Source organism: Streptomyces sp. SAS_281 (assembly GCF_052542855.1).
In genome coordinates, this window is sequence record NZ_JBMNDO010000003.1 from 31,024 (window position 1) to 51,669 (window position 20,646).

General features: G+C 70.9%; 19 protein-coding genes. 5 read left to right on the forward strand and 14 right to left on the reverse strand.

Translation table 11 applies throughout. The features are described 5' to 3' along the window. Position 1: 1 nt before the first annotated feature. From nuoK to ACN6LM_RS02265, 11 genes are read right to left on the reverse strand one after another with little or no spacing between them, the layout of a single operon-like run. Positions 2 to 301, reverse strand: coding sequence for an NADH-quinone oxidoreductase subunit NuoK (gene nuoK / locus ACN6LM_RS02215; RefSeq protein ID WP_018101339.1), 300 nt, complete (start codon positions 299 to 301; stop codon positions 2 to 4). Further along, positions 298 to 1,125, reverse strand: a complete 828-nt coding sequence (locus ACN6LM_RS02220) for an NADH-quinone oxidoreductase subunit J (RefSeq protein WP_445063559.1) — start codon at positions 1,123 to 1,125, stop codon at positions 298 to 300. The genes nuoK and ACN6LM_RS02220 overlap by 4 nt, the downstream gene beginning before the upstream one ends. Next, positions 1,122 to 1,823 (reverse strand): NADH-quinone oxidoreductase subunit NuoI, encoded by a 702-nt coding sequence (gene nuoI / locus ACN6LM_RS02225; RefSeq protein ID WP_445063560.1) that lies wholly within the window; start codon positions 1,821 to 1,823, stop codon positions 1,122 to 1,124. Before nuoI ends, ACN6LM_RS02220 begins: the two co-directional genes overlap by 4 nt. Further along, positions 1,816 to 3,219 (reverse strand): NADH-quinone oxidoreductase subunit NuoH, encoded by a 1,404-nt coding sequence (nuoH, locus tag ACN6LM_RS02230; protein ID WP_445063561.1) that lies wholly within the window; start codon positions 3,217 to 3,219, stop codon positions 1,816 to 1,818. The genes nuoI and nuoH overlap by 8 nt, the downstream gene beginning before the upstream one ends. Further along, a complete protein-coding gene (locus ACN6LM_RS02235) occupies positions 3,216 to 5,723 on the reverse strand; it encodes an NADH-quinone oxidoreductase subunit G (RefSeq protein WP_445063562.1) in 2,508 nt (835 codons plus the stop codon). The genes nuoH and ACN6LM_RS02235 overlap by 4 nt, the downstream gene beginning before the upstream one ends. Beyond that, on the reverse strand, positions 5,720 to 7,084 hold the full coding sequence (gene nuoF / locus ACN6LM_RS02240) for an NADH-quinone oxidoreductase subunit NuoF (protein ID WP_445063563.1): 1,365 nt from the start codon (positions 7,082 to 7,084) through the stop codon (positions 5,720 to 5,722). The genes ACN6LM_RS02235 and nuoF overlap by 4 nt, the downstream gene beginning before the upstream one ends. Beyond that, the gene (nuoE, locus tag ACN6LM_RS02245; RefSeq protein ID WP_445063653.1) at positions 7,084 to 7,899 is read right to left on the reverse strand and encodes an NADH-quinone oxidoreductase subunit NuoE; all 816 of its coding nucleotides are present in this window, start codon (positions 7,897 to 7,899) and stop codon (positions 7,084 to 7,086) included. Before nuoE ends, nuoF begins: the two co-directional genes overlap by 1 nt. A 29-nt stretch (positions 7,900 to 7,928) precedes the next feature. Then, positions 7,929 to 9,251 (reverse strand): NADH-quinone oxidoreductase subunit D, encoded by a 1,323-nt coding sequence (locus tag ACN6LM_RS02250; protein WP_445063564.1) that lies wholly within the window; start codon positions 9,249 to 9,251, stop codon positions 7,929 to 7,931. After that, positions 9,251 to 9,961 carry an NADH-quinone oxidoreductase subunit C gene (locus ACN6LM_RS02255; RefSeq protein WP_445063565.1) on the reverse strand — a complete coding sequence of 237 codons (711 nt, stop codon included), beginning with the start codon at positions 9,959 to 9,961 and terminating at the stop codon, positions 9,251 to 9,253. Before ACN6LM_RS02255 ends, ACN6LM_RS02250 begins: the two co-directional genes overlap by 1 nt. Continuing rightward, the gene (locus tag ACN6LM_RS02260) at positions 9,958 to 10,512 is read right to left on the reverse strand and encodes a NuoB/complex I 20 kDa subunit family protein (RefSeq protein WP_073964532.1); all 555 of its coding nucleotides are present in this window, start codon (positions 10,510 to 10,512) and stop codon (positions 9,958 to 9,960) included. The genes ACN6LM_RS02255 and ACN6LM_RS02260 overlap by 4 nt, the downstream gene beginning before the upstream one ends. Before the next feature lie 18 nt (positions 10,513 to 10,530). After that, entirely contained in the window at positions 10,531 to 10,890 is a 360-nt protein-coding gene (locus ACN6LM_RS02265) for an NADH-quinone oxidoreductase subunit A (RefSeq protein ID WP_003967084.1), read from the reverse strand. A gap of 759 nt (positions 10,891 to 11,649) precedes the next feature. Here ACN6LM_RS02265 and ACN6LM_RS02270 point away from each other — a divergent pair. Beyond that, positions 11,650 to 12,483 carry a C40 family peptidase gene (locus ACN6LM_RS02270; RefSeq protein ID WP_445063566.1) on the forward strand — a complete coding sequence of 278 codons (834 nt, stop codon included), beginning with the start codon at positions 11,650 to 11,652 and terminating at the stop codon, positions 12,481 to 12,483. A 174-nt stretch (positions 12,484 to 12,657) separates the two neighbouring features. After that, positions 12,658 to 13,872, forward strand: coding sequence for an MFS transporter (locus tag ACN6LM_RS02275; RefSeq protein ID WP_445063567.1), 1,215 nt, complete (start codon positions 12,658 to 12,660; stop codon positions 13,870 to 13,872). Between the two features lie 66 nt (positions 13,873 to 13,938). Here ACN6LM_RS02275 and ACN6LM_RS02280 read toward each other — a convergent pair whose 3' ends face one another. Then, entirely contained in the window at positions 13,939 to 15,222 is a 1,284-nt protein-coding gene (locus ACN6LM_RS02280; protein WP_445063568.1) for a geranylgeranyl reductase family protein, read from the reverse strand. Between the two features lie 97 nt (positions 15,223 to 15,319). On the opposite strand from ACN6LM_RS02280, the gene ACN6LM_RS02285 reads away from it, so the two are divergent. Continuing rightward, entirely contained in the window at positions 15,320 to 15,838 is a 519-nt protein-coding gene (locus tag ACN6LM_RS02285; RefSeq protein ID WP_445063569.1) for a GNAT family N-acetyltransferase, read from the forward strand. 3 nt (positions 15,839 to 15,841) lie between these two features. Here ACN6LM_RS02285 and ACN6LM_RS02290 read toward each other — a convergent pair whose 3' ends face one another. Together ACN6LM_RS02290 and ACN6LM_RS02295 are read right to left on the reverse strand one after the other, a co-directional pair. Continuing rightward, complete coding sequence (locus tag ACN6LM_RS02290) at positions 15,842 to 18,205, reverse strand: zinc ribbon domain-containing protein (RefSeq protein ID WP_445063570.1); 2,364 nt, start codon at positions 18,203 to 18,205, stop codon at positions 15,842 to 15,844. Between the two features lie 170 nt (positions 18,206 to 18,375). Further along, on the reverse strand, positions 18,376 to 19,068 hold the full coding sequence (locus ACN6LM_RS02295) for a demethylmenaquinone methyltransferase (RefSeq protein ID WP_445063571.1): 693 nt from the start codon (positions 19,066 to 19,068) through the stop codon (positions 18,376 to 18,378). A gap of 134 nt (positions 19,069 to 19,202) precedes the next feature. Between ACN6LM_RS02295 and ACN6LM_RS02300 the strand changes: the two genes are divergently transcribed. Continuing rightward, positions 19,203 to 19,712: a SigE family RNA polymerase sigma factor gene (locus tag ACN6LM_RS02300; RefSeq protein WP_445063572.1), complete on the forward strand. Its 510-nt coding sequence runs from the start codon at positions 19,203 to 19,205 to the stop codon at positions 19,710 to 19,712. Positions 19,713 to 19,723: 11 nt separating this feature from the next. Then, positions 19,724 to 20,620, forward strand: a complete 897-nt coding sequence (locus ACN6LM_RS02305) for a hypothetical protein (RefSeq protein WP_445063573.1) — start codon at positions 19,724 to 19,726, stop codon at positions 20,618 to 20,620. The last annotated feature ends 26 nt before the right edge of the window (positions 20,621 to 20,646 follow it).

Here is a 20,646-nt window from a genome sequence, read left to right on the forward strand (position 1 = left end):
CTTACAGCTTCATCAGGCTGGCGTCATCGACCGAGGCCGAGTGGCGGGAACGGAACAGCGACACGATGATCGCGAGCCCGACCACGACCTCCGCGGCGGCGACGACCATCGTGAAGAAGGCGATGATCTGGCCGTCGAGGTTGCCGTGCATCCGGGAGAAGGTCACGAACGCGAGGTTGCAGGCGTTGAGCATCAGCTCGACGCACATGAACACCACGATCGCGTTCCGCCGGATCAGCACACCGGCCGCGCCGATGGTGAACAGCAGGGCGGCGAGATAGAGGTAGTTGACCGGATTCACTTGGCGACCTCCTCCTCTTCGGTGTCCCGGCCCAGCCGCTCACCGGAGCGCTGCTCCACTGCCTTGAGGCCGGCCAGTGATTCCTGGGACACGTCACGCATCTGGCCGCGCTTGCGCAGCGTGTTCATGACGGTCAGCTCGGACGGGGTGCCGTCGGGGAGCAGGCCCGCGATGTCCACCGCGTTGTGCCGGGCGTAGACGCCGGGGGCGGGCAGCGGCGGCACGTGGTTGCTGCGCACGCGCTCCTCGGACATCTCCCGCTGGGTCTTGGCCCGTTCGGTGCGCTCGCGGTGCGTGAGCACCATCGCGCCGACCGTCGCGGTGATCAGCAGGGCACCGGTGATCTCGAAGGCGAAGACGTACTTGGTGAAGATGAGGCTGGCGAGCCCCTCCACGTTCCCGCCGTGCGCGGTGTTGGCGGTGCCCAGGCCGTTGAAGGTCTTCAGCGAGGCGTTGCCGATACCGGCGATCAGCAGGACGCCGAAGCCGATGCCGCATCCGGCGGCCAGCCAGCGCTGGCCCTTGATGGTCTCCTTCAGCGAGTCCGCCGCCGTGACACCGACGAGCATGACCACGAAGAGGAACAGCATCATGATCGCGCCGGTGTAGACGACGATCTGGACGATGCCGAGGAAGTAGGCACCGTTGGCGAGGTAGAACACCGCGAGGATGATCATCGTCCCGGCGAGGCACAGTGCGCTGTGCACGGCCTTCTTCATGAGCACCGTGCACAGGGCGCCGATCACGGCGACCGTGCCGAGCACCCAGAACTGGAACGCCTCGCCGGTCGAGGTCTGCGAGGCCGCTGCGGCCAGGCCGGTCATGCGTCCACCTCCTGCGCGGCGCCGTTGCTCCGGCCGGCCTCGTCGGCCGGCTTCTCGCCCTTGGAGACGGCGAGCTGGCGCTCCGTACCGGGGGCGGCCTCGGTGACCAGGCCCCGGTAGTAGTCCTGTTCGTCCATGCCGGGGAAGATCGCGTGCGGGCTCTCGACCATGCCTTCCTCCAGGCCCGCGAGCAGCTCGTCCTTGGTGTAGATGAGGCTCTCGCGGGTGGTGTTGGCGAGCTCGAACTCGTTGGTCATCGTGAGCGCCCGGGTCGGGCACGCCTCGATGCACAGTCCGCAGAGGATGCAGCGGGCGTAGTTGATCTGGTAGACCCGGCCGTAGCGCTCACCCGGGGAGTAGCGCTCCTCGTCGGTGTTGTCCGCGCCCTCCACGTAGATCGCGTCGGCGGGACAGGCCCAGGCGCACAGCTCGCAGCCGACGCACTTCTCCAGCCCGTCCGGATGGCGGTTGAGCTGGTGGCGGCCGTGGAAGCGGGGCGCCGTCACCTTCGGCGTCTCCGGATACTGCTCGGTGAGCCGCTTCTTGAACATGGCCTTGAAGGTCACGCCGAAGCCGGCCACCGGGTTGAGGAACTTGTCCTCCGAGTTCGGGGAGGGCTGCGAGGACGCCGTCGACCCCGTCGGCCCGGTGGACTTCGCCGGCCTCTTGGACCCCGGCAGATCTGGCAGTTCAGGCACCGTCGGCCTCCTTTCCGTCACTCGGATTTCCGTCACTCTGAGTATCCACGCCGCCACTGACAACGAGCTCCCGCTCGCGGCGCGGCCTGCGCCTCGGCACGGGCGGCAGGGTCTGTCCGGGCAGCGGTGGCACCGGGAATCCGCCCGCCATCGGGTCGAACGCCGGCTCGGGTCCGGCCTGTTCGGCGGCGGCCTTGTCCTTCTTGTCGCGGAAGATGTCGGCGACGAAGGAGATCAGCAGCACCGCGATCACGGCACCGGCCACGTAGAGCAGGATCTTGGAGAAGTCGTAGCCCTCGTTGCGCAGCGCCCGTACGGTCGCCACCAGCATCAGCCAGACGACGGAGACCGGGATCAGGACCTTCCAGCCGAGCTTCATCAGCTGGTCGTAGCGGACGCGGGGCAGCGTGCCGCGCAGCCAGATGAAGAAGAACAGCAGCAGCTGGACCTTGAGGACGAACCAGAGCATCGGCCACCAGCCGTGGTTCGCGCCCTCCCAGAAGGTGCTGATCGGCCACGGGGCCCGCCAGCCGCCCAGGAACAGGGTCGTGGAGACCGCGGAGACGGTGACCATGTTGACGTACTCGGCGAGCATGAACATCGCGAACTTGATGGACGAGTACTCGGTGTTGAAGCCGCCGACGAGGTCGCCCTCGGACTCCGGCATGTCGAAGGGGGCGCGGTTGGTCTCACCGACCATCGTGACGATGTAGATGATGAAGGAGACCGGGAGCAGGATGATGAACCAGCGGTCCTGCTGCGCCTCCACGATCTTCGACGTCGACATCGACCCCGAGTAGAGGAACACCGAGGCGAACGCGGCGCCCATGGCGATCTCGTACGAGATCATCTGCGCGCAGGAACGGAGCCCGCCGAGCAGCGGGTACGTCGACCCGGACGACCAGCCGGCCAGCACGATGCCGTAGATGCCGACCGAGGCGACCGCGAGGATGTACAGCATCGCGATCGGCAGGTCGGTGAGCTGCATCGCCGTGCGGTGCCCGAAGATCGAGACCTCGTTGCCCGACGGCCCGAAGGGGATGACCGCGATCGCCATGAACGCGGGGATCGCGGCGACGATCGGCGCGAGGACGTAGACGACCTTGTCCGCGCGCTTGACGATGACGTCTTCCTTCAGCATCAGCTTGATGCCGTCGGCGAGCGACTGGAGCATGCCCCAGGGGCCGTGCCGGTTGGGACCGATCCGCAGCTGCATCCAGGCGACGACCTTGCGCTCCCACACGATGGAGAACAGGACGGTCACCATCAGGAACGCGAAGCAGAAGACGGCCTTGATGACGACGAGCCACCAGGGGTCGTTGCCGAACATCGACAGGTCCTCGGCGGCGAGCACCGCACCGTGCGGTGCCGCGGCCAGTTGAGCGAAGGCGGTCACGCCCGCACCTCCGGTGTGACGTCGGGAGTACCGGGAGCGGCGGGGCCGATCCGGACCACTCCGCCGGGGCGCGCCCCGGTCGTGGCCGGCACGCCCCGCCCGGTGGAGTTCAGCGGCACCCAGACCACGCGGTCCGGCATGTCGGTGACCCGGAGCGGGAGTTCGACGCTGCCGGCGGGCCCGGACACGGCCAGCAGGTCGCCGTCCTTGACCCCGCTCTCCGCGGCCGTGGCGGCCGACAGCCGGGCCACCGCCTCGTGCCGGGTCCCGGCGAGCGCGGTGTCGCCCTCCTGGAGGCGGCCGAGGTCGAGCAGCATCCGGTGGCCGGCGAGAATCGCCTCGCCGTCGCCGGGCCGGGGCAGCGGCTGCGCGGAGGCGCGGGGGTCGTCCGCGTACCCGCCCTGCCACCCGCCGAGCCGGTCCAGCTCACGGCGGGCGGCCTTCAGGTCCGGCAGCGCGAAATGCACGTCCATCGCATCGGCCAGCATGTGCAGGACGCGGGCGTCGCCCGGGGCGAGGTTCCGCGTCATCTGGTCGGGCTTCAGCGCGGCCTCGAACATCCGCGCCCGGCCCTCCCAGTTGAGGAAGGTCCCGGACTTCTCGGCGACCGCGGCCACCGGGAACACCACGTCGGCGCGGTCGGTGACCTCGCTCGGCCGGAGCTCGAAGGAGACCAGGAAGCCGACCCGGTCCAGGGCCTCCAGGGCCCGCGCCGGGTCCGGCAGGTCCTCGGTGCCCACCCCGGCGACGACCAGCGCGCCCAGCTCACCGGAGGCCGCGGCCTCGATGATCTGGCCGGTGTCGCGGCCGAAGCGGGACGGGAGTTCGGCGACGCCCCACGCGGCGGCGACCTCGTCCCGGGCACGCGGGTCGGTGGCCGGGCGGCCGCCGGGCAGCAGCGACGGGAGCGCGCCCGCCTCCACCGCGCCGCGTTCGCCCGCCCGGCGCGGGATCCACACCAGCCGGGCCCCGGTCGCGGTCGCGGCCCGGACCGCGGCGGTCAGCCCGCCGGGCACCCCGGCCAGCCGTTCGCCGACCACGATCAGCGCGCCCTCGCCGCGCAGCGCCTCGGCCGCGACGGCGCCGTCGCCCGCCAGGCCGACACCGCCCGCGATGGCGTCCAGCCATTCGGTCTCGGTGCCGGGCGCGGCGGGAAGCAGCACGCCGCCCGCCTTCACCAGGCCCCGGGTGGCGTGCGAGGCGACGGAGAAGGTGCGCAGACCGTGCTTGCGGTGGGCCTTGCGCAGCCGCAGGAAGACGCCGGGGGCCTCCTCCTCCGACTCGAACCCGACCAGCAGCACCGCCGGGGCCTTCTCCAGCGAGGTGTACGTGACACCGCTGCCGTCGAGGTCCTTGCCGCGTCCCGCGACGCGCGCGGCCAGGAAGTCGGCCTCCTCGTCGCTGTGGACCCGGGCCCGGAAGTCGATGTCGTTGGTGCCCAGGGCGACCCGGGCGAACTTGCTGTACGCGTACGCGTCCTCGACGGTCAGCCGGCCGCCGGTGAGGACGCCGGTCCGGCCGCGCGCGGCGGACAGGCCCTCGGCCGCGGCGGCCAGGGCCTCGGGCCAGCTCGCCGGTTCCAGCGCGCCCGACTCGCCCCGGACGAGCGGGGTGGTGAGGCGGTCGCGCTGCTGGGCGTAGCGGAAGCCGAAGCGGCCCTTGTCGCAGAGCCACTCCTCGTTGACCTCGGGGTCGTTGGCCGCGAGGCGGCGCATGACCTTGCCGCGCCGGTGGTCGGTGCGGGTGGCGCAGCCGCCGGAGCAGTGCTCGCACACGGAGGGCGTCGACACCAGGTCGAAGGGGCGGGAGCGGAACCGGTACGCCGCCGAGGTCAGCGCCCCGACCGGGCAGATCTGGATGGTGTTGCCGGAGAAGTACGACTGGAACGGGTCGCCCTCGCCGGTGCCGACCTGCTGGAGCGCGCCGCGCTCGATCAGCTCGATCATCGGGTCGCCGGCGACCTGGTTGGAGAACCGGGTGCAGCGCGCGCAGAGCACGCACCGCTCACGGTCCAGCAGCACCTGGGTGGAGATCGGCACGGGCTTCTCGTACGTCCGCTTCTTGCCCTCGAAGCGGGAGTCCGGGTCGCCGTGCGACATCGCCTGGTTCTGGAGCGGGCACTCGCCGCCCTTGTCGCAGACCGGGCAGTCCAGCGGGTGGTTGATGAGCAGCAGCTCCATCACACCGCGCTGCGCCTTGTCGGCGACGGGCGAGGTGATCTGCGACTTGACGACCATGCCGTCGGTGCAGGTGATGGTGCAGGACGCCATCGGCTTGCGCTGGCCCTCGACCTCGACGATGCACTGGCGGCAGGCGCCGGCCGGGTCGAGGAGGGGGTGGTCGCAGAAGCGCGGGATCTCGATGCCGAGGAGTTCGGCGGCGCGGATGACCAGGGTGCCCTTGGGCACGCTGATCCCGATGCCGTCGATGGTCAGCGTGACGAGGTCCTCGGGCGGGATCGCCGCTTCGCCGCCCCCGGAGGGCGCACTCGTGGTGACTGTCATGCGTTCACCCCCTGGTGAGCGTTCTTGTCGTCGGCCCAGAGGGTCGATTTGGCGGGATCGAAGGGGCAGCCCTTGCCGGTGACGTGCTGCTCGTACTCCTCGCGGAAGTACTTCAGCGAGGAGAAGATCGGCGAGGCGGCGCCGTCGCCGAGGGCGCAGAACGACTTGCCGTTGATGTTGTCGGCGATGTCGTTGAGCTTGTCGAGGTCGGACATCCGGCCCTTGCCGGCCTCGATGTCGCGGAGCAGCTGGACGAGCCAGTAGGTGCCCTCGCGGCAGGGGGTGCACTTGCCGCAGGACTCGTGGGCGTAGAACTCGGTCCATCGGGTGACGGCCCGCACCACGCAGGTCGTCTCGTCGAAGCACTGGAGCGCCTTGGTGCCGAGCATGGACCCGGCCGCGCCGACGCCCTCGTAGTCGAGGGGCACGTCGAGGTGTTCGTCGGTGAACATCGGCGTGGAGGAGCCGCCGGGGGTCCAGAACTTGAGGCGGTGGCCGGGGCGCATGCCGCCGCTCATGTCGAGGAGCTGGCGCAGCGTGATGCCGAGCGGCGCCTCGTACTGGCCGGGGCCCGCGACGTGGCCGCTGAGCGAGTAGAGCGTGAAGCCCGGGGACTTCTCGCTGCCCATCGACTTGAACCAGTCCTTGCCCTTGTTCAGGATCGCGGGAACCGAGGCGATGGACTCGACGTTGTTCACCACAGTGGGGCAGGCGTACAGACCGGCGACCGCGGGGAAGGGGGGACGCAGCCGGGGCTGGCCACGCCGTCCTTCGAGAGAGTCGAGCAGCGCGGTTTCCTCACCGCAGATGTACGCGCCGGCGCCCGCGTGCACCGTGAGTTCCAGATCGAGCCCCGAACCCAGGATGTTCGTCCCCAGATAGCCCGCCTCGTACGCCTCTCGAACGGCCTCGTGCAACCGTCGCAGCACGGGGACGACCTCACCGCGCAGATAGATGAACGCGTGCGACGACCGGATCGCGTAGCAGGCGATCACGATGCCCTCGATGAGGCTGTGCGGGTTGGCGAAGAGGAGCGGGATGTCCTTGCAGGTCCCCGGCTCCGACTCGTCGGCGTTGACCACCAGATAGTGGGGCTTGCCGTCGCCCTGCGGGATGAACTGCCACTTCATCCCGGTGGGGAAGCCGGCGCCGCCGCGTCCGCGCAGACCGGAGTCCTTGACGTACGCGATGAGGTCGTCCGGGGACATGGCGAGGGCCTTGCGCAGTCCCTCGTAGCCCTCGTGGCGGCGGTAGGTGTCCAGGGTCCAGGATTCCGGCTGGTCCCAGAAGGCTGACAGGACGGGCGCGAGCAGCTTCTCGGGGCTGGTCCCGTTGTGATCGAGCTCGGTGGCCAACGTCATCACTCCCCCTCCTCGGCCGCGGGTCCTGCCGGGTGGTCCGGGTCGGATGCCGAGGTCTGCTGCGGCGCGTCGTGGGAGCTGAGGTGCTCGGCGCCCTTCTGCGGCTGATCGGTGGGCGCCTCGCCGCGCGGCCCGACCACGCGGGCCTGCGGTGCGGCCTCGCCCTTGGCCAGCTTGAGGCCGATGAGCGAGGCGTGGCCCGCGCCGCCGGTGGCCGCGACGGCACCGGGGCGCTCGTCGGGGAAGCCGGCCAGGATGCGCGCGGTCTCCTTGTAGGTGCACAGGGGCGCGCCGCGGGTGGGTTCGACGGTGCGGCCGGCGATGAGGTCGTCGACCAGCCGGGTCGCGCTCTCCGGGGTCTGGTTGTCGAAGAACTCCCAGTTGACCATCACGACGGGCGCGAAGTCGCAGGCGGCGTTGCACTCGATGTGTTCGAGGGTGACCTTGCCGTCCTCGGTCGTCTCGTCGTTGCCGACGCCGAGGTGCTCCTTGAGCCGGTCGAAGATCGCGTCGCCGCCCATCACCGCGCAGAGCGTGTTGGTGCAGACGCCGACCTGGTAGTCGCCGCTCGGCTTGCGCCGGTACATCGTGTAGAAGGTGGCGACCGCGGTGACCTCGGCGGTGGTGAGGCCGAGTACGTCGGCGCAGAAGGCCATGCCCGTACGCGAGACGTACCCCTCCTCGGACTGCACGAGGTGCAGCAGCGGCAGCAGCGCGGAGCGGCTGTCGGGGTAGCGGGCGATCACCTCCTTCGCATCCGCTTCGAGCCTGGCGCGCACCTCGGCCGGGTAGGCGGGGGCGGGGAGCTGCGGCATCCCCAGACTGACTTCCTGACGTGCTTCGGTCACCGGTCGACGCCTCCCATCACGGGGTCGATGGATGCGACGGCGACGATGACGTCGGCGACCTGGCCGCCCTCGCACATCGCCGCCATGGCCTGGAGGTTGGTGAAGGACGGGTCCCGGAAGTGGACCCGGTAGGGGCGGGTTCCGCCGTCCGAGACGACGTGCACGCCGAGTTCGCCCTTGGGCGACTCGACGGCGGTGTACGCCTGCCCGACGGGGACCCGGAAGCCCTCGGTCACCAGCTTGAAGTGGTGGATCAGGGCCTCCATGGAGGTGCCCATGATCTTCTTGATGTGGTCCAGCGAGTTGCCCAGGCCGTCCGGGCCGAGCGCGAGCTGCGCGGGCCAGGCGATCTTCTTGTCGGCGACCATGACCGGTCCGGGTGCGAGCCGGTCGATGCACTGCTCGATGATCCGCAGCGACTGGCGCATCTCCTCCAGGCGGATGAGGAAGCGCCCGTAGGCGTCGCAGCTGTCGGCGGTGGGGACCTCGAAGTCGTAGGTCTCGTAGCCGCAGTACGGGTCGGTCTTGCGCAGGTCGTGCGGGAGGCCGGCCGAGCGCAGGATCGGTCCGGTGGCGCCGAGGGCCATGCAACCGGTGAGGTCGAGATAGCCGACGTCCTGCATGCGGGCCTTGAAGATGGGGTTGCCGGTGGCGAGCGCGTCGTACTCCGGCAGGTTCTTCTTCATGGTCTTCACGAACTCGCGCAGCTGGTCGATCGCGCCCGGGGGCAGGTCCTGGGCGAGGCCGCCGGGGCGGATGAACGCGTGGTTCATACGGAGCCCGGTGATCAGCTCGAAGAGGTCGAGCACCAGCTCCCGGTCGCGGAAGCCGTAGATCATGATCGTGGTGGCGCCGAGCTCCATGCCGCCGGTGGCGATGCACACCAGGTGCGAGGAGAGCCGGTTGAGCTCCATCAGGAGCACGCGCAGGACGGTGGCCCGGTCGGGGATCTGGTCCTCGATGCCGAGCAGCTTCTCGACGCCCAGGCAGTACGCCGTCTCGTTGAAGAACGGCGTCAGGTAGTCCATGCGCGTGACGAAGGTGGTGCCCTGCGTCCAGCTGCGGAATTCGAGGTTCTTCTCGATGCCGGTGTGGAGGTAGCCGATGCCGCAGCGGGCCTCGGTGACGGTCTCGCCGTCGATCTCCAGGATGAGCCGGAGCACGCCGTGCGTGGACGGGTGCTGCGGGCCCATGTTGACGATGATGCGCTCGTCGTCGGAGGCGGCGGCGTTCTCGACGATCTCGTCCCAGTCGCCGCCGGTGACCGTATATACAGTCCCCTCGGTGGTGGCGCGAGGCGTCGCGTGAGGAGTGGTCATCAGGAGTACGACCTCCGCTGGTCCGGAGCCGGGATCTGGGCGCCCTTGTACTCGACGGGGATGCCGCCGAGCGGGTAGTCCTTGCGCTGTGGGAAGCCCTGCCAGTCGTCCGGCATCATGATCCGGGTGAGGGCGGGGTGCCCGTCGAAGACGAGCCCGAAGAAGTCGTACGCCTCGCGCTCGTGCCAGTCGTTGGTCGGGTAGACCGGGACGAGGGACGGCAGGTGGCGGTCGTCGTCCGGCGTGGAGACCTCCAGCCGGATCAGCCGGCCGTGGGTGAGCGAGCGCAGGTGGTAGACCGCGTGCAGCTCGCGGCCCTTGTCGCCGGGGAAGTGGACGCCGCTGACGCCGGTGCACAGCTCGAAGCGGAGCGCCGGGTCGTCGCGCAGGGTCCTGGCGACGGTGACCAGGTGCTCGCGGGCGATGTGGAAGGTGAGTTCGTCCCGGTCGACCACCGTCTTCTCGATGGCGTTCTCCGGGAGGAGGTCCTGCTCCTCCAGGGCGCCTTCGAGCTCGTCGGCGACCTCGTCGAACCAGCCGCCGTAGGGGCGGGAGGAGGCGCCGGGGAGGGCGACGGTACGGATGAGGCCGCCGTAGCCGGAGGTGTCGCCGCCGTTGTCGGCGCCGAACATGCCCTTCCGTACGCCGATGACCTCGCCGTGCTCGTCGCGCGGGGCGGGGACGGCGGAGCCGCCCAGCTCGTCGCTCATCGCAGGAGCCCCTTCATCTCGATGAGGGGCAGGGCGTTGAGCGCCGCTTCCTCCGCCTCGCGGGCGGCTTCCTCGGCGTTGACCCCGAGCTTGGAGCCCTGGATCTTCTGGTGCAGCTTGAGGATCGCGTCCATCAGCATCTCGGGCCGCGGCGGGCAGCCCGGCAAATAAATATCAACCGGGACAATGTGATCAACACCCTGAACAATGGCGTAATTGTTGAACATTCCGCCTGATGACGCGCAAACGCCCATGGAGATGACCCACTTGGGGTTCGGCATCTGGTCGTAGACCTGCCGCAGGACGGGCGCCATCTTCTGGCTCACCCGCCCGGCCACGATCATCAGGTCCGCCTGCCGCGGCGAGCCGCGGAAGACCTCCATGCCGAACCGGGCTAGGTCGTAACGGCCCGCCCCGGTGGTCATCATCTCGATGGCGCAACAGGCGAGGCCGAAGGTGGCCGGGAAGACGGAGGACTTCCGCACCCAGCCGGCCGCCTGCTCGACGGTGGTCAGAACGAAGCCGCTCGGCAGCTTCTCTTCGAGTCCCATGGTGTGCCCCTCAGCCCCTCAGTCCCATTCCAGACCGCCGCGCCGCCACACATACGCGTAGGCGACGAAGACGGTGAGCACGAAGAGCAGCATCTCCACGAGCCCGAAGATCCCCAGGGCGTCGAAGCTGACCGCCCAGGGATAGAGGAAGACGATCTCGATGTCGAAGACGATGAAAAGCATCGCCGTCAGGTAGTACTTGATGGGAAAGCGACCGCCTCCGGCGGGCGTGGGTGTCGGTTCGATACCGCACTCGTACGCTTCGAGCTTTGCCCGGTTGTACCGCTTGGGGCCGATAAGCGTGGCCATGACCACGGAGAAGATCGCAAACCCTGCCCCGAGGGCGCCGAGCACGAGGATGGGCGCGTAGGCATTCACGCTCCTCGCTCCTTCCAGTCGTCCTTGACCGTTGGACCGCATCGGGCGAACCGGCTCCCCGCCTCACCAAGATCGTGCACATGTGAGGCAGTTCACAAGCCCGACTGCCCCGCATCCTATGCCCGCCGTCCTGTGATCTGCGACACGGGGGTCACCAACGTCTTTGTGATCTCCACCACCTGACGAACGATCATGAAGTCGGATGAGCGGTGATCTTCGTACACGAAGCGGCCGAGTGATCACGAGAGGTGACATCTGGTGCTGTTACCGCTGGTCAAAGGGGTGTCGCACTATCAAGCGGCGGCGCTGCACGCAAAATTGGCGATGGACACGAGGGGGTGATAAAGGGATCTGCCCCACTCTGGGACCGTGACGGCCGGGCCGGCGTGACCGAGGGCGCAGGCCGGACCGGCGTCACTCGCGCGGGGGTTCACACGGAATGAGGTGGACGCGGACCGCCGCCGCCCGCGCCGAGCCCCCGTATGCCCGTCACCGTAAGACCACGCTGTGAGCTGCGTCACTTCACGTCAGCCGTTATAGAAGCGGGCTTGGCCAACTGTGTGAACGGATGGTAAGCGGCGGGCAATTCGGGCGTATTGCAGAAAACCCGTGATCACAGCCCTGATCACGGGTGCCCGTTTTGCCCGTTACGGCGTCAATAAGGGCCCTCAGAAAGCGGATTCACAGATTCCGGACGTAACTGTGTCGCAACACACGTTTCTTGATGGGACCCCGCACGCCCTGATAGCGCTAGTACCCATGTCCCACACCGCTCTCATACCCAGCCACCGGAAGCCCCGCCGGAACGCCTCGACGACGGCGCTGCGTGCCGGAGTTGCCGGTGGCGTCCTCAGCACCATCGCGGTCGCGGGTGCCGCGGGCCCGGCCCAGGCCGAACCGGTGACCCAGACGATCGAGATGCCCACCATCACCGCGGGGCTCTCCACCACCGTCGCAGCCTCCGCCGAGGCGACCCAGCAGGTCGCCCTGGACCTGGAGACGCAGGCCCAGGAAGAGGCGGCGGCCAGCAGCGCCGCCAAGGACGCCAAGAAGGCCAAGGCCGAGGCCGTCCGCAAGGCCGAGGCGAAGAAGAAGGCCGAGGCGGCCGCCAAGGCCAAGGCGGAGGCCGCCGAGCGCGCCTCCCGCGACGCCGCGCGCACCACGCTCCAGAAGAGCACCGGTTCCTCGTCGTCCGGCTCCACCAGCGCCGCCACGACCTCGTACTCCAGCAACGCCACCGGCTCCGCGGCCTCCGTCGTCGCGTTCGCCCAGGCGCAGGTCGGCGACGCGTACGTGTCCGGCGGCACCGGCCCGAACTCGTGGGACTGCTCGGGCCTGGTCCAGGCCGCGTTCCGCACGGTGGGCGTCGACCTGCCGCGCGTCTCGCAGAGCCAGTCGACCGCCGGCACCCAGGTCTCGCTGAGCAACCTCCAGCCCGGCGACATCCTGTACTGGGGCGGCGCGGGCAGCGCGTACCACGTCGGGATCTACGTGGGCGGCGGCCAGTTCGTCGGTGCGCAGAACTCCTCCACCGGTGTGGTGCAGCGCCCCCTGGACTACGACATGCCCACCGGCGCGGTCCGCGTCCTCTGAGTGCACGGATTCACAAGCGCCTCGGCGCGCTGCGAAGGGCCGTCGTTCCCCCGCTCGGGAACGACGGCCCTTCGGCGTCACCGTTGAGGTCGCGAACCTGCCGGACATCGTCCGCGCGTGCTTGTGAACTGGGGTGAACAGCCCCCGTTCCACCGAGCACAGGACGGCCCCTCCATGCACCGTACGGCCCCGACCGCCTCCGCCCCTCCCACCGGCACCCGGTTACGCGGCCGGTCCGCGGTGTGCGCGTTGACCCTGGCCCTCTTCGCCATCGTCACCACCGAGATCCTGCCGATCGGTCTGCTGACCCCGATCGGGGCCGAGTTCGGCGTCGCGGACGGGACGGCGGGCCTGATGATGACCATGCCCGGCCTCCTCGCCGCCGTCGCCGCCCCGACGGTGACCCTCGCGACGTCCCGGGTCGACCGCAGGCTGATGCTCTGCGCCCTGATCCTGCTGCTCGCGGTGGCCGACTTCCTCACCGCCGCGGCCACGGCCTACTGGCTGATGCTCGTCGCCCGGGTCCTCGTCGGCATCACCATCGGCGGGTTCTGGTCGATCGGTGCCGGGCTGGCCGGCCGGCTGGTCCGCCCCGCGTCGGCCGGGCGCGCGACGGCGGTCATCTTCGCGGCCGTCCCCCTCGGTTCCGTCCTCGGCGTCCCCGCCGGCACGCTCGTCGGTGATCTGGCGGGCTGGCGCACCGCGTTCGCGGTGATGGGGCTGCTCAGCACCGGCGCGCTGGTCCTGATGCTGCTGACGCTCCCCGCCCTGCCACCGGACGGGGGCACCCGCCCTTCGGTGTTCGTCGCCCTGCTGCGTGGCGCCGGCACCCGGTACGCCCTGCTGATGACCTTCCTCATCGTCATGGCGCATTTCGCCACGTACACCTACGTCACGCCGCTTCTCCAGCGGATGACCGGAGCCGGTCCGGAGCGGATCACGGCGTACCTGCTGCTCTACGGCACCGCCGGCGTGGTCGGCAACTTCATCGGTGGCGCGCTGGTCACCCGCGCGCCCCGACTCGCCTTCGGGTCGGCCGCCGCGACGATCGCCGCCGCGACCGGGCTGTTGCCGTTCCTGGGCCGCACCGACGCGGGCGCGCTCGCCCTGCTCGTCGTCTGGGGTCTCGGCTACGGCGCGGTGCCGGTCTGCTCCCAGACGTGGTTCGCCCGCGCGGCCCCGCACGCGCCCGAGGCCGCCACGGTCCTGTTCACCGCGTCCTTCCAGGCGACGCTCGCCGCAGGCGCGTTCACGGGGGGCGCGATCGTCGACCACACCTCGCTCCGCGCGGTCATGGGGTGCGGGGCGGTGGCGGCGGGTCTGGTGGTGCTCGTCGCGTGGCGGACGAGGGAGCCCGCGACCGCGCCGTTGCCCGCGCCGGGGCGCTGAACCGCCGGGAGCCGTCACCCCGCTCGGGAGTGACGGCTCCTTCGTCCGTGACCGGAGGTGCGGAGATCAGGAGCTGGGCGCCACCTTCGCCAGGCCGTTGATGACGCGGTCCATCGCGTCGCCGCCCGTCGGGTCGGTGAGGTTGGCGAGCATCTTCAGCGTGAACTTCATCAGCAGCGGGTGCGTCAGGCCGCGCTGGGTCGCGACCTTCATGACCTTCGGGTTGCCGATCAGCTTCACGAAGGCGCGGCCCATCGTGTAGTAGCCGCCGTAGGTCTCCTTGAGCACCTTCGGGTAGTTGCTCAGCGCCAGCTCCCGCTGGGCCGGGGTCGCGCGGGCGTGCGCCTGCACGATGACGTCGGCCGCGATCTGGCCGGACTCCATGGCGTACGCGATGCCCTCGCCGTTGAACGGGTTGACCATGCCGCCCGCGTCACCGACGAGCAGCAGGCCCTTGGTGTAGTGCGGCTGGCGGTTGAAGGCCATCGGCAGGGCGGCGCCCCGGATCGGCATCGTCATGTTCTCCGGGGTGTAGCCCCAGTCCTCCGGCATGGACGCGCACCACGCCTTCAGGACCTCGCGCCAGTCCAGCTCCTTGAACGCGGAGGAGGAGTTGAGGATGCCGAGGCCGACGTTGGACGTGCCGTCGCCCATGCCGAAGATCCAGCCGTAGCCGGGCAGCAGCTTCTCCTGGGGACCGCGCCGGTCCCACAGCTCCAGCCAGGACTCCAGGTAGTCGTCGTCGTGCCGGGGCGAGGTGAAGTACGTGCGCACGGCGACGCCCATGGGGCGGTCCTCGCGGCGGTGCAGGCCCATCGCGAGGGAGAGCCGGGTGGAGTTGCCGTCGGCGGCGACCACGAGCGGGGCGTGGAAGGTGACCGGGGTCTTCTCCTCGCCGAGCTTGGCGTGCACCCCGGTGATCCGGCCGGTGCGCTCGTCGGTGATCGGGGCGCCGACGTTGCACCGCTCGTACAGCCGGGCACCGGCCTTCTGCGCGTTCCGGGCCAGCTGCTCGTCGAAGTCGTCGCGCTTGCGGACGAGTCCGTAGTCCGGGTAGGAGGCCAGATCCGGCCAGTCCAGCTGGAGCCGGACGCCGCCGCCGATGATGCGCAGGCCCTTGTTGCGCAGCCAGCCCGCCTCTTCGGAGATGTCGATGCCCATGGCCACGAGCTGCTTGGTGGCGCGCGGCGTGAGCCCGTCGCCGCAGACCTTCTCGCGCGGGAACGCGGTCTTCTCCAGGAGGAGGACGTCGAGTCCGGCCTTGGCCAGGTAGTACGCGGTCGTGGAGCCGGCGGGGCCCGCCCCCACGACGATGACGTCCGCGCTGTGTTCGGACAGGGGTTCGGTCACGGTCGGTTCTCCCGAAGACTCGAATTCGCGTGCCGCGCGGCACAGGTCCAAGGCAGTCTATGGGGGCCTGCCGATCAACCCTCCGAAGGGCTGCCTCATGTCAATCGCGCCTGCCGCTCCGCCCGTCGTACAGCTGCGTGTCCCGACCGACGAGGACGCCGTCGCCTGGCACCGGGCCTTCGCCGACCCGGAGGTGATGCGGTTCTTCGGCGGGCGGCCGGAGGAGCTGTCGATGTACGAGGAGTGGACCGCCCGGCAGCGCCGGCACGACGCCGAACTGGGCTACTGCCTGTGGACCGTGCTCGACGGGGAGGGGCGGGTCGTGGGCTTCACCGGAGCGCAGCCGTGGGGGCCGACCGCGTACGGACCGGTGGGCGAGACCGAGATCGGCTGGCGGCTGGCCCGGCCGTCCTGGGGCCTGGGGTACGCGACGGCCGCCGCGCGCCTCACGCTGGAGCGGCTGCGCGCGGCGGGGGTGGAACGGGTGGTGGCGGCGGTCGACGTGCTCAACGAGCGGTCGGCCGCGGTGGCCCGGCGCCTCGGCATGGAACCCGCCGAGACCTTCACGACGTCGCTGCCGGGCCAGGAGGTGCGGTGCTTCCGGCTGGAACTGTGACGTTCAGTCGACGTCGTTGAGCATCCAGGTCGACAGGGCGGTGTCGAAGACCTCGCGGGCACCGACCCAGTCCACGTCCCGCTCGGTGACGTAAAGGGCGTACTCGGTGCCGTCCTCGGCGATGTAGCTCTGGTCGACCGCGTGGACCGTCTGTCCGCTCCTGTCCTCGTACGTGTACTCCCACCGGGCGCCCGGACGGCCCTGGAAGGTGTTGGCCGAGAGCTGGATCTGCTGGTAGTTCCGCTGGTCGGCGGAGGCGGTCTTCTCCAGGGCCTTGAAGTTCTCGTACGAGGTGTAGGAGGCGTCCGCGATGACGCCGACCTTCAGCAGGGCGGTGTCTCCCGGGGACCTGGCGTAGGTGACCTGGTGGTTCTCCTCGCCCTGCCGCTCCCAGTCGTCCGGCAGGGCGAGCGAGAAGCCGGCGGTGTCGGCGACGACGCTGTAGCCGTCCGGGAGGACGGGCCCGGCCGGGTCGCTGGTGGCGCCGGCCTCCGCGGAGGGGGTCTCGCTCGACCGGTCCTGGGCGGGCGTCGCCCGGTCGCCGCCCTTGCCCTTGTCGTTCTCCGAGGTCCCCGGGTCGTCGTCGTGGCGGTCCAGCAGGGCGAGGGCGCCCGCGGTGGCCCCGCCACCGAGGATCAGGGCCGCGGTGAGCGTGGCGCCCCAGACGAGGACGGGCCGCCGGCGCCGGGGCGCGGGAGGCTGCGCGGGGGCGGCGGCTTCGGGCGCGGGGGTGCCGGGCACCGTGGACTGCGCGGGCGGGGCGTACGGCCCGGGGCCCTGCGGACCGGGCTCCGGGGGGTAAGGACCGGGAGGCGGGGTGTGACCGGGGGGCGGGGTGTGGCCGGGGGGCGGGGTGTACGGACCCGGGTTCTGCGGGCCGTACGGACCCGGGTACTGCGGGCCGTACGGGCTCGGCGGGGGCGGGTACGCCGGGGAGCCGCCGCCCGGGCCGCCGCCGCCCGCCATCCGCGCCAGGTAGGGCGCGACGAGCACCGCGCCACCGACCCACAGCAGCCCGAACAGCAGCGCGTCGGCGACGCTGGGCGAGACGTCCAGGGTGCCCGAGCCGCCGATGTCCGCGACGTTGCCGGAGAACTCGGCGGACAGGCCGCTCATCGCGGCGAGCGCGAGGAACCCGAGCAGGAACAGGCCGCCGGCGGTGATCTGTTCGCGCCGGTCGGCGGAGCGGCGTCCGGCGAGCAGCCCGACGACGAGCGCGCAGACGAGGCCCGCGGCGAGCGCGCCGACGAGGGCCCAGTCGTTGGCCGCGTCGCTCAGCTCGCCGAGCCCGAACGAGCCGTGGTCCATACCGGAGCCGATGATGTCCGCCTGTCCCCGCGCGTCGTACTCGACGGAGCCGCCCCAGCTCACCGAGAGCACCATCAGCGCGATGTTGGGCAGCAGCGGCAGGGCCATCAGCAGGGCCGTGCCGTTGACGTCGTCCAGGGTGGCGTACGTGATGTAGCCGATCAGGCCGCAGAGCAGGAGGACGGCGCCGAGTGCGCGGACGGCGGTCCCGGCGGCGCGTACGAAGCTCTGCGTGCCCGGCCGCTGGGCCAGCCAGGCGGCCGCGACGTCGCGTTGCAGGACGGCGCAGGTGGTCACGAGGGCGATGGCGAGGGCGCCGAGCGCCGCGAGGACCGGCGAGGAGTGGAGCGAGTAGCCCTCGATCTCGGGCTGGGCGTAGAGCCCGAGGACCAGGACCGCGGCGGTGGCCACGACGCTGATCCGGACCGCCGCGTCGAGCCCGCCGCCCTGCCTGCGGACGGCCCGGGCGCCGAGGATGAGGGCGCCGATCCACAGCACGGTGACGGTGAGCGGGATCAGGGAGAGCGTCGTCTGGCTCTGCCCGCCCGGATCGAAGTCGCTGTACGTGTCCCCGTACGGCGAAGCGCCCCCGTATCCGCCGCCGCCCGGCAGGACGGCCCGGACCTCGAAGCCGCCGCCGAACGCCTGGAGCAGCATCGCGAGCGCGATCCGCAGCCGGTCGCTCCACCCGACGACGACGTCGTCCCCCTGCCCGTAGTCCGGGATGGCGAGCGCCACGGCGAGGCCGACGATCAGCCCGGTCGGCCAGACGGCCGCCTTGAGGGAGCCCGCCCAGTCCCCGCGCATCACCCGCCCGAAGAAGATCCCGGTCGGCGAGGGCCCGGCCGGCACCGGCGCGTACCCGGGAGGCGGGGCGGCGGGCCGCGTCATGTAGGCCGGTACCGCGGGCGGTTCGACGGGCGGCGTCCCGGCCGGCGGTGGCGGGGCGGCGGGCTGAGGAGGCACGGCGGGCGCGGCGGGGCGTTCCCGCCCGCACTTCATGCAGAAGCGCGCCTCGTCGGGCGCCTGGGTTCCACAGAACGGGCAGTACGAGGGCATGAGAGCTCCGCAGCGGGCCGGGGACGGGCAAGACGGTGACACACGGAAGCGGGGAAGACGCGTGCCGTATCAACGGACACATCTTCCCCGCCCACCGGTTCCCGTCAACTCGGAATGCCGGCAACCGCTTTCGCGCGTGCGCGGTTCCCGTCCGGGGACCGCGGGAGACGTCAGTGGCGCACACCCCGGTGGAGGGCCACCACACCGCCCGTCAGGTTGCGCCAGGCGACCTGCGACCAGCCCGCGTTCTGGAGCTTCTTCGCCAGGCCGGCCTGGTCGGGCCAGGCGCGGATGGACTCGGCGAGGTAGACGTAGGCGTCGGGGTTGGAGGAGACCGCGCGGGCCACCGGGGGGAGGGCACGCATCAGGTACTCGATGTAGACCGTGCGGAACGGGGTCCAGACGGGCTGGGAGAACTCGCAGATGACGACCCGGCCGCCCGGCTTGGTGACCCGGTGCAGCTCGCGCAGGGCCGTGTCCGTGTCCTGGACGTTGCGCAGGCCGAAGGAGATGGTCACCGCGTCGAAGGTCTCGTCGCGGAAGGGGAGTTTCGTGGCGTCGCCGGCGGTGAAGGGCAGCCAGGCGTGACGCTTCTTGCCCTCGCGGAGCATGCCGATGGAGAAGTCGCACGGCACGACGTACGCCCCGGTCGCGGCGAACGGCAGCGAGGACGTCGCCGTACCGGCCGCCAGGTCGAGGACCTTCTCGGCGGGCCGGGCGTTCACCGCCCTGGCGACCTCCTTGCGCCACAGCCGGTCCTGGCCGAGCGAGAGCACGTCGTTGGTCAGGTCGTAGTTCGCCGCCACGTCGTCGAACATCGAGGCGACTTCGTGCGGCTGCTTGTCCAGAGAGGCTCGGGTCACGCATCCCATTCAAGCAGCCCGGTCCCCGGCGGCTCGCGGCGGACGCCCCCGGCGGAAATCCGCTTCAACCTTTTCCGCCCGGCGGCACTCAGTAGTCACGGAGAGACCTTCGAGGAGAACAGGGAAGGGGGCAGATGTTCACGGGAGCCAGCCGGGGTGACGACGGCTTCGAGGAATTCGCCCGCGCCGGCCAGCACCGGCTCTACCGCACCGCGTATCTGCTCTGCGGCGACGCGGACGCCGCGCGCGACCTGACCCAGACGACGCTCGCCAAGCTGTTCCAGCACTGGCACCGGGCGGGCGCCGCCGACCATCCGGACGCCTACGCCCGGACCGTGCTCACCCGCACCTACATCGCCGAGCGGCGCCGCCGGCTGCGCGACATCCTCGCCCACACGCCGATCGCCGCGCCCGCCCCGGCGGTGGGCCCCGAGCTCACCGTCACCCTGCTCGCCGCCCTCGCCGAACTGCCGCCCCGAGCCCGGGCGATGGTCGTCCTGCGCTACTGGGAGGACCTGAGCGTGGACACCGTCGCCGGCCTGCTGCGGTGCAGCCCGTCCACCGTCAAGAGCCAGTGCTCGCGCTCACTGGCCACCCTGCGCGCCCGCCTGGGCGACGCCCACCTCTACACCGCCCGAAGCTGAGGAGTTACGCCGTGTACGTGTTCATGGACCCCGCTCCGGGCGAAGAGCCCGGCCGGGACGACGAGGAACTGCTCGTCCGGACCGCCATGGAGCGGATCACCGACGGGGCGCCGCCGCTGCCCGACCTGGTCCCCGGCGCCCTGGTCGAGGGCCGCCGCCGACGGGCCCGGGCCCGCGCCGCCGTCGGCGTGACGGCGATCGCGATCGTCGGCCTGGGGGTCCTCGGCTCCGCCCTGCCGGTGTGGGGCGGGGACGGGGAGCCGGTACGCACGTGGTCGGCGGCCGCCTCGCAGACCTCACCGGTCCCCACGCCGACGTCCGTGCCCGTGCCCGTCCGCGCCCCCGTGCACATCGAGCCGAGCCCCGGCGAGTCCTCCATGGCGGACCTGCCGGACGACGAGCGGTCACGTCAGCAGGTCTTCCAGAGCGAGGCGGCGGGGGTGCTGGAAACGCTGCTGCCCGAGGCGCTCGCCCCGGTCCGTCCGGTCGACATCGCCGTCAACCGGTACCAGGGCGGGGCGGAAGGCCCGGTCTTCCCCCTCACCTTCTCGGTCCGCCCGCCGGCCACGGGCAAGGCGGCTCGGGCCGATCGGGCCTGCCTGGATGTCGCGGTGAAGCACCTCCGGTGCGATGAGGTGTCACTGGCAGGGGGCATGATGGCCCAGGCGATCACGGCGGCCGGAGATGCCAAGGGGGGCAAGACGGTCACCAGCGTCACCGTGCGCTTCACGTACGGGCGCAGCCACGTCACGCTCACCGTGGGGGGCGACGCCGACGCGATGGTGTCGGCGCCGGTCACCGCCGACGACCTGCTGGCCGTCGCCCGGGACCCGCGGTTCATGGAATTGGTCGCTTACGCGGACGCACGTCCGATGGAAGCCAGGGAGGGGTCTGTCCGTGGAGGCTGAGAACAGGCGGGGGCGGCATGGCGGAG